Origin of the sequence: Methylobacterium sp. (genome assembly GCF_019745455.1) — a bacterium.
Classification (GTDB): domain Bacteria; phylum Pseudomonadota; class Alphaproteobacteria; order Rhizobiales; family Beijerinckiaceae; genus Methylobacterium.
On the sequence record NZ_JAIETD010000001.1, the window covers coordinates 114,599 to 120,610 of the forward strand.

Sequence of the window (6,012 nt, forward strand, 5' to 3'; positions counted from 1 at the left end):
TGGGTGGAGGCACCGCTCCCCGGCTATGCTGGACACCGACTCTCTCGGCTAAGAACCGCGCTTCTGGGGCTCGGCCTGCTCCTCGCCTTCGCAACCTTCCTCGGTCTCGGAACCTGGCAGGTGCAGCGCCTCGACTGGAAGCGGGATCTCATCGCGAGGGTTGAGGCCCGGATAGGCGCCACGCCGGAGGCACCTCCTGCCAGGGCGGATTGGGCGGCCGTGAATGCCGCAGCCGACGAGTATCGGCGCGTCCGTGCCGAAGGGATCTTTCTGGACGACCGCGAGACGCTGGTCCAGGCCGTCACCGATCTCGGCGGTGGCTATTGGGTGATGACGCCCCTGCGTCAGGCGGATGGCACGACGGTGTTGATCAATCGCGGATTTGTCCCGCCTGAGCGACGCGATCCGGCCACGCGCCCGCGCAAACCGGAAAATGCGGTGGTCACCGGTCTGCTGCGCATGAGCGAGCCTGGCGGCGGCTTCCTGCGCCGAAACGATGCTGAGGCCGGTCGATGGTACTCGCGAGATGTCGCGGCGATCGCGGCAGCGAAGGGACTTCGCGAGATGGCGCCGTACTTCATCGACGCCGATGCGGACACCGAAAAGGGTCGCATGCCGGTGGGCGGCCTCACCGTCGTCAGCTTCTCGAACAATCACCTCGTCTATGCGGCGACGTGGTACGCACTCGCACTGATGGTCGTCGGAGCCGCCTGGGTCGTCGTTCGCGAGGTGCGTCGCGTCGGACGAGTGCGGCACCGGAGCCAAGTGGCGCCGGTGCCGGAAGAGCTTACTTGAGCAGAGCGGTCAGGCTCTTGCCGGCCTTGCTCTTGAGCTCCTTGGCTTCCAGAGTGCCATCGTTGTCGGGATCGGCGGCCTTGAACAGGCTTTCGACGACCGCGAGATATTCCTTCTTGTCGAGGGTGCCGTCCGAATCCGGATCGGCGGCCTTCAGGCTGGCCTTGCTGATCCGGCCTTTGAGCTCCTTGGCATCGAGGGTGCCGTCGGCATCCTTCTCGAGCTTGTCGAAGGCCGCGCTGGCGACGGCGGTGACTTCCTTCAGATCGATCGTTCCGTCGTTGTCGGTATCGACCATCGCGATGACCTTGGACGGGCCGGCGGGCTTCGCCGCGGCCGGGAGCACCGTTATCGGAGCAGTCAGGACCAATGCTGCGACTGCAGTAGAAATACGAAATACCATCGTCATTCTAGAAACTCCGCCTCTGTTTTGGGCTCTCCGATCTATCATGTGTCATCTGATTTCACCAAGTGTGATGTTGCGGCGCACTGTGCTGCGCAGCCGGATAATTTGTTGATTTCGAGCCCTGTCCTGAACTCGGCCCTGCTTCAATGGATGCATCAATCGTCTCAAAGCCTTGCTCGCGGAGTAGGAGGGATGGCTTGCCGACCATCTCGACCGTGCAGATCGCCGCTCAGAGCACCGCTTCAATCAAACCCAGCGCCCGGGCTTCTTCCGCCTCGATGTACCAGTTCGACGGCGCCCGCTGGAGGACCTCGTCCATCGTCACCTCGGAGCCGGCGATCAGGTTGGCGAAACCTTCGTTCTGAATCGCAATGGAGGCTTCGATCTCGTGCAGGGTTGCGGTTACCGTGGCGATGCAGGTCGTGAGAGGGCCATTGATCCTCAGCTCCTTCGACAGTTTCCGCTGGTGGATCATCAGCCGCGTCCCTCGCGTAAGGTAGCGGTTGCGACGTGCGAAGAAGCTCATGAAGGTGGTGCCGGCGGAATAGATCGCAGCCTTGCCGAGGAAGGCGAACCGGCGACCGGGTTCGAGCTCGCTATGGAAGCGAATGTCCTCGCCCATCATTCGGGCTACTTCCGGGTCGCCGCCGAGGGTCGACAGCTCGATGACGACCACGGCACGCTCGGACGTGGCGTCGAGTTGGCGCCTGAATTCACGGTACATGTCGTCGTTCACCGGCCCCGAAAGCAGGATCGCCGGTGAGCGGAAGGCCGACTTGGTCAGTGGTGCGTGGTCCATCGGAACCCCCGAGCCCCTCGAAAGGCGGACGCAGCAAGATTCCTGCCTCTGCGCAGCCGCTCTTGCCGGCGCATCGTTCTGTGCGGGGCAGATGAGGCTCCAGGAAACTGCCCGCAGGTGGGTTTCGGCGAGCTTACGTCGAGCACCCTGTCGCCGTGGCGAGATCACGCGACCACGGTCGGCGAAAGCGACTTGGATCGATGGCCGAATTCGGATCGGCCGTATCAGCCGATCGATAGTCAGGCCCTATGCGCGCGCTTCGGCTCTTCGGCGGCTTCGGGGCCAGCTTCGAGTTCGGGCTTGGCCGATTGAGCGGCAAGATCGCGCAGAGACGCCACCATCGCATCGGTCTGCGTGTCGATGTCCCAATTCGCGTCCGATTCGTGCGTCGAGCGGCGGGTGAGATGGATCGCCGCCAGGACGGCGCAGAGGCTTCCGCCCAGAGGCGCGGAGAGCGCTGCAACGACGCCTCCGAAAGGCGACAGGATCGACGCCGTCGCCAGACCTCCGCCGATCGCGGCAAACATGAGCAAGAACATCTTTGCTCCTCGACCTAACGGGTGGCAGGCTCGGATCTCGTCGAGGATCGATGACCACCAATGGTTAGGGTCGAGTTAAATCGACGTCGAATCGAACTCGTCGGAATGAGCCATGAGCGCCACCAGACTCGAAGGGGTGAGGATGAGGCCGCTATCGGTGATGATCCAGGGCGAGCCCGTCCCGCCACGCAGCGCGAAAAACGCTTCCGCAAAAGCTGCGCGCAGACTCGACACCTCCTGCGGCTCGACACCTTTCGCAGTGATGTCGCAGAGTGGCCAGATGGTGAGAAGCGCCGGCCGGTCGAGATCCACGGCGGAGATGCCGATGCTGCTCAGCTCACCCTCCGGTCACCATCCAGCTGCGAATGCTTCCAGCACGCCTCGTGCCACGTTGGTGGTAGGGATGCTTCGCGACCCCGAACATCCGCTGGCGATTTGGAACCGGCATCCTTTGCCTGGGTTTGATCGCAAGCCTCCGAATTCGTGAAGGTGGTCACGATGATGATCCAAAACCGGCTGGTCCTCGCTACGGCGATCGTGGCGGCACTCTCAACGCCTGCTTTCGCGCGCGGCGGCGGCGGAGGCGGTGGAGGAAGCGGCCTTTCGCCCTACTCGGCCCTGAGCGGCAACGACCGGTCGGCCGGCGTTAACAACGGCAACTATCGCGATCCGGGCCTCGACCCGTATCTCGGCGCGTATGAAGGCCGTTACGATCGGCCGGTCCGCTACGATCGTGGCGTCCCGCGAGCCGTACCCTTTTACGGCACTCCCTACTGACTCTGACCCGTCGGACGGTCCGATCTCAGCGCTCCGAGTCAGCGCTTCTTGCCAAGTTCGGTCGCGATGTCCTTGACCATGCGGCCGACCTTGCGGTGGGCGCTGACGATCTGATCCTGGGTTACGCCCCAGCGCTTCATCCAATACTCGACCGCCTTCCTCTCGGACAGGTCGATGCGGTCCTTGTCGATGAAGCCGCGCTTATCCTTCAGCCCTGCCACGATTCGCTTCCTGAAACTGCCTGTGGCTCGAATGCTTGCGCCCGGGCCTTCCACCGATCGCGATCCGCCGTCATGTCGGCGAGCGCGGATTCGGCGCGTGCTGCACGCGCTGCTTCGGCTTTGGCGAGGGCCTGTGCCCGTTCGCGTGCCCGCGTTTCGGCTGCCATCTGGACCTTGAGGTCCCTGGGCGTCGCCATCGACATCATCCTGTATGTCATGAGCCCGGACGTCCGGATTCGTAGCGGGGGCTTGCACCGCCTCGCCTGCATCCGGTACGACGCCCGGACGGTCCGGGCGGTTAGCTCAGTTGGTAGAGCGTCTCCTTTACACGGAGAGGGTCGGGGGTTCGAGTCCCTCACCGCCCACCAGATCCTACGGCCGCGCTCACGAGAGCATCGACCCCATGGAGACCATAGACTGCATCGTCGTGGGCGCTGGGGTCGTCGGCCTTGCCTGTGCCCGGGCCTTGGCTCGCGCCGGGCGAGATGTGGTCGTCATCGAGGCCGCCGGATCGATCGGCACCGAGACCTCCTCGCGCAACAGCGAAGTCATCCATGCCGGTCTCTACTACCCGCCTGGCAGCCTGAAGGCCGAGAGTTGCCTGAGCGGGCGGCACGCGCTCTACGCCTACTGCACCGAGAGGGCCATCGCCCATCGACGCTGCGGAAAGCTGATCGTCGCCTGCGACGAAGAAGAGGTCGCCAGACTCGAAGCCTTGCTGACCAACGGTGTCGCCAACGGCGTCGAGGGTTTGGAATGGATGGACGCCGAGGCGGTGACTGGGCTCGAACCGGCTCTTCGATGCCGGAAGGCCCTGTTCTCGAGGGAGACGGGGATCATCGATTCCCACGCCTACATGTTGTCCCTGCGGGGCGATCTCGAAGACGCGGGCGGAATGATCGCCCTGGAGACTTCGGTCCTCGGCGGGGAGATTTTGGCGGATGGCATCGGGCTCCGCACGCGTGGAGGCGACGGCGCCGAGACGAGTTTTCTCGCGCGGTCCTTGGTGACATGCGCCGGTCTGCGTTCCGATCGGCTGCTCCGCGCCCTCTCGGGATTTCCTGCAGGGCAGGTGCCGCGCCTTTCCTATGCGAAAGGCAATTACTTCACCTATTCGGGCCGCTCGCCGTTCCGCCACCTCGTCTATCCCGTCCCCGAGGCGGCGGGCCTCGGGGTCCACATCACCCTCGATCTCGGCGGGCAGCTCCGCTTCGGACCCGACGTCGAATGGACCGACAACCTCGACTACGACGTCGATCCGGCGCGCGCCTCCGGGTTCTATGATGCGGTGCGCCGTTACTGGCCCGATCTGCCGGATGGGACGATCCAGCCGGGCTATGCCGGCATCCGCCCCAAGCTTGCCGCGAGAGGCGAGCCGGCGCGGGACTTTCTGATCCAGGGGCCAGAGACCCACGGCATACCCGGCCTCGTCAACCTGCTCGGCATCGAGAGCCCCGGGCTGACCGCCTCCCTCGACCTCGGCGACAGGGTGGCGAGGCTCCTGGCGGAAGCCTGATCCGCTCAGCCGCTGGCGAGAACCAAGGCCCAGAAGCGCTTGTAGCGCGAGCCCGGCGCATCGACGCGGGCGATGCCGATCCGGCTGAGTTGCGGGATCAGCATGTTCTTGTTGTGCTCGGTCGAGGCTTTCCAGCGAGCGAGTGCCTCTTCGAAGGTGGCGGCGCCGGCACCGAGATTTTCGGCAGCGTGAGCCCTGCCGTACCCGGCCGCGGCCATGCGGGACGTGAACGCCCCGCCGAGGTCGTGGCTGAGTCGGCCGGCCTGGGCGTTGACCCTGGCCTGGGCTTCCGCAGCCCGGGTCAGGCTGGTATCGACCGCCACCGGCCCGAGGCCGTGGCGTGCTCGATACTGAGAGATCGCCGCGGCCGCCGCTCGCTCGTCGAGGATAACGGCGCTGGTCGGATTGGCGGGTTCGGTGAGGATCGAAGGGGTCCCACAGCCCGACAAGGCCAGGACGATCGTCATCGCGAGGATAGAGCGAATGTGACGGAGGTTCATATCGACTGCCGAAAGAGGATGCATGACGTCCTCTCGCCCCGCCCATGCGGCAAAAGCAGGGCGGCGTGCCGCCATCGGACGGTTTCCGAAGGCTCGAACAGGCTGTCGGGGTATAGATGTCCATGGCGCGGGCGACGGGGCTCGAACCCGCGACCTCCGGCGTGACAGGCCGGCACTCTAACCAACTGAGCTACGCCCGCGTGGCGTTCCGCCGAAATCGGGCGGCGACGAGGCGGGGTTTAGGGACGGGGCTGAAGGCTGTCAAGCACAGGAACAGGCTCTGTTTGAAGTTCATGGTCGGCGCCTCGCCTCGGAATCGTGGCGGCCAAAGAACCTCACCCGGACCCCCTGCGCCCATCCGTCGTGTTGCGGCTGCCTCCGGCGATCATACCTACCGGTCATAAGCAATTTTGTGTGGCGCATGACGCCCTTGTTTCACCCATGACGCTCGTCTAAGCG

At 64.8% G+C, this 6,012-nt stretch carries 10 protein-coding genes and 2 tRNA genes; 4 read left to right on the top strand and 8 right to left on the bottom strand.

Annotated features, from left to right (window positions below):
* The first annotated feature begins 3 nt into the window (after nucleotides 1-3).
* Nucleotides 4-795 carry an SURF1 family protein gene (locus tag K2Y56_RS00540; protein ID WP_292503691.1) on the top strand — a complete coding sequence of 264 codons (792 nt, stop codon included), beginning with the start codon at nucleotides 4-6 and terminating at the stop codon, nucleotides 793-795.
* Here the strand turns inward: K2Y56_RS00540 and K2Y56_RS00545 are convergent.
* The 4 genes from K2Y56_RS00545 to K2Y56_RS00560 all read right to left on the bottom strand — a co-directional run bounded on the left by K2Y56_RS00545 (nucleotide 788) and on the right by K2Y56_RS00560 (nucleotide 2,851).
* Nucleotides 788-1,198 carry an EF-hand domain-containing protein gene (locus K2Y56_RS00545; protein WP_292503733.1) on the bottom strand — a complete coding sequence of 137 codons (411 nt, stop codon included), beginning with the start codon at nucleotides 1,196-1,198 and terminating at the stop codon, nucleotides 788-790. The two genes, K2Y56_RS00540 and K2Y56_RS00545, sit on opposite strands and share 8 nt — an antisense overlap.
* Before the next feature lie 232 nt (nucleotides 1,199-1,430).
* On the bottom strand, nucleotides 1,431-2,000 hold the full coding sequence (locus tag K2Y56_RS00550; protein ID WP_292503693.1) for an ATP-dependent Clp protease proteolytic subunit: 570 nt from the start codon (nucleotides 1,998-2,000) through the stop codon (nucleotides 1,431-1,433).
* Between the two features lie 239 nt (nucleotides 2,001-2,239).
* On the bottom strand, nucleotides 2,240-2,539 hold the full coding sequence (locus K2Y56_RS00555) for a hypothetical protein (protein WP_292503695.1): 300 nt from the start codon (nucleotides 2,537-2,539) through the stop codon (nucleotides 2,240-2,242).
* Between the two features lie 75 nt (nucleotides 2,540-2,614).
* Complete coding sequence (locus K2Y56_RS00560) at nucleotides 2,615-2,851, bottom strand: hypothetical protein (protein WP_292503698.1); 237 nt, start codon at nucleotides 2,849-2,851, stop codon at nucleotides 2,615-2,617.
* Between the two features lie 189 nt (nucleotides 2,852-3,040).
* Between K2Y56_RS00560 and K2Y56_RS00565 the strand changes: the two genes are divergently transcribed.
* Entirely contained in the window at nucleotides 3,041-3,316 is a 276-nt protein-coding gene (locus K2Y56_RS00565; protein ID WP_292503736.1) for a hypothetical protein, read from the top strand.
* A 38-nt stretch (nucleotides 3,317-3,354) separates the two neighbouring features.
* Here the strand turns inward: K2Y56_RS00565 and K2Y56_RS00570 are convergent, their stop codons facing one another.
* Entirely contained in the window at nucleotides 3,355-3,537 is a 183-nt protein-coding gene (locus K2Y56_RS00570) for a DUF3606 domain-containing protein (protein ID WP_292503701.1), read from the bottom strand.
* On the bottom strand, nucleotides 3,525-3,734 hold the full coding sequence (locus K2Y56_RS00575; protein ID WP_292503703.1) for a hypothetical protein: 210 nt from the start codon (nucleotides 3,732-3,734) through the stop codon (nucleotides 3,525-3,527). Before K2Y56_RS00575 ends, K2Y56_RS00570 begins: the two co-directional genes overlap by 13 nt.
* A gap of 95 nt (nucleotides 3,735-3,829) precedes the next feature.
* Between K2Y56_RS00575 and K2Y56_RS00580 the strand changes: the two genes are divergently transcribed.
* Both K2Y56_RS00580 and K2Y56_RS00585 read left to right on the top strand, forming a co-directional pair.
* A tRNA-Val gene (locus K2Y56_RS00580) sits at nucleotides 3,830-3,905 on the top strand.
* Nucleotides 3,906-3,940: 35 nt separating this feature from the next.
* On the top strand, nucleotides 3,941-5,053 hold the full coding sequence (locus K2Y56_RS00585) for an NAD(P)/FAD-dependent oxidoreductase (RefSeq protein WP_292503707.1): 1,113 nt from the start codon (nucleotides 3,941-3,943) through the stop codon (nucleotides 5,051-5,053).
* A 5-nt stretch (nucleotides 5,054-5,058) separates the two neighbouring features.
* Here the strand turns inward: K2Y56_RS00585 and K2Y56_RS00590 are convergent, their stop codons facing one another.
* Nucleotides 5,059-5,553, bottom strand: a complete 495-nt coding sequence (locus K2Y56_RS00590) for a CAP domain-containing protein (protein ID WP_292503710.1) — start codon at nucleotides 5,551-5,553, stop codon at nucleotides 5,059-5,061.
* 123 nt (nucleotides 5,554-5,676) lie between these two features.
* A tRNA-Asp gene (locus K2Y56_RS00595) sits at nucleotides 5,677-5,753 on the bottom strand.
* Between the last annotated feature and the right edge of the window lie 259 nt (nucleotides 5,754-6,012).

Coding starts and splice junctions, on each gene's coding strand:
- K2Y56_RS00555 (WP_292503695.1), bottom strand. CDS start 2,539: ATGTTCTTGCTCATGTTTGCCGCGATCGGCGGAGGTCTGGCGACGGCG.
- K2Y56_RS00565 (WP_292503736.1), top strand. CDS start 3,041: ATGATCCAAAACCGGCTGGTCCTCGCTACGGCGATCGTGGCGGCACTC.
- K2Y56_RS00545 (WP_292503733.1), bottom strand. CDS start 1,198: ATGGTATTTCGTATTTCTACTGCAGTCGCAGCATTGGTCCTGACTGCT.
- K2Y56_RS00550 (WP_292503693.1), bottom strand. CDS start 2,000: ATGGACCACGCACCACTGACCAAGTCGGCCTTCCGCTCACCGGCGATC.
- K2Y56_RS00590 (WP_292503710.1), bottom strand. CDS start 5,553: ATGAACCTCCGTCACATTCGCTCTATCCTCGCGATGACGATCGTCCTG.
- K2Y56_RS00575 (WP_292503703.1), bottom strand. CDS start 3,734: ATGGCGACGCCCAGGGACCTCAAGGTCCAGATGGCAGCCGAAACGCGG.
- K2Y56_RS00585 (WP_292503707.1), top strand. CDS start 3,941: ATGGAGACCATAGACTGCATCGTCGTGGGCGCTGGGGTCGTCGGCCTT.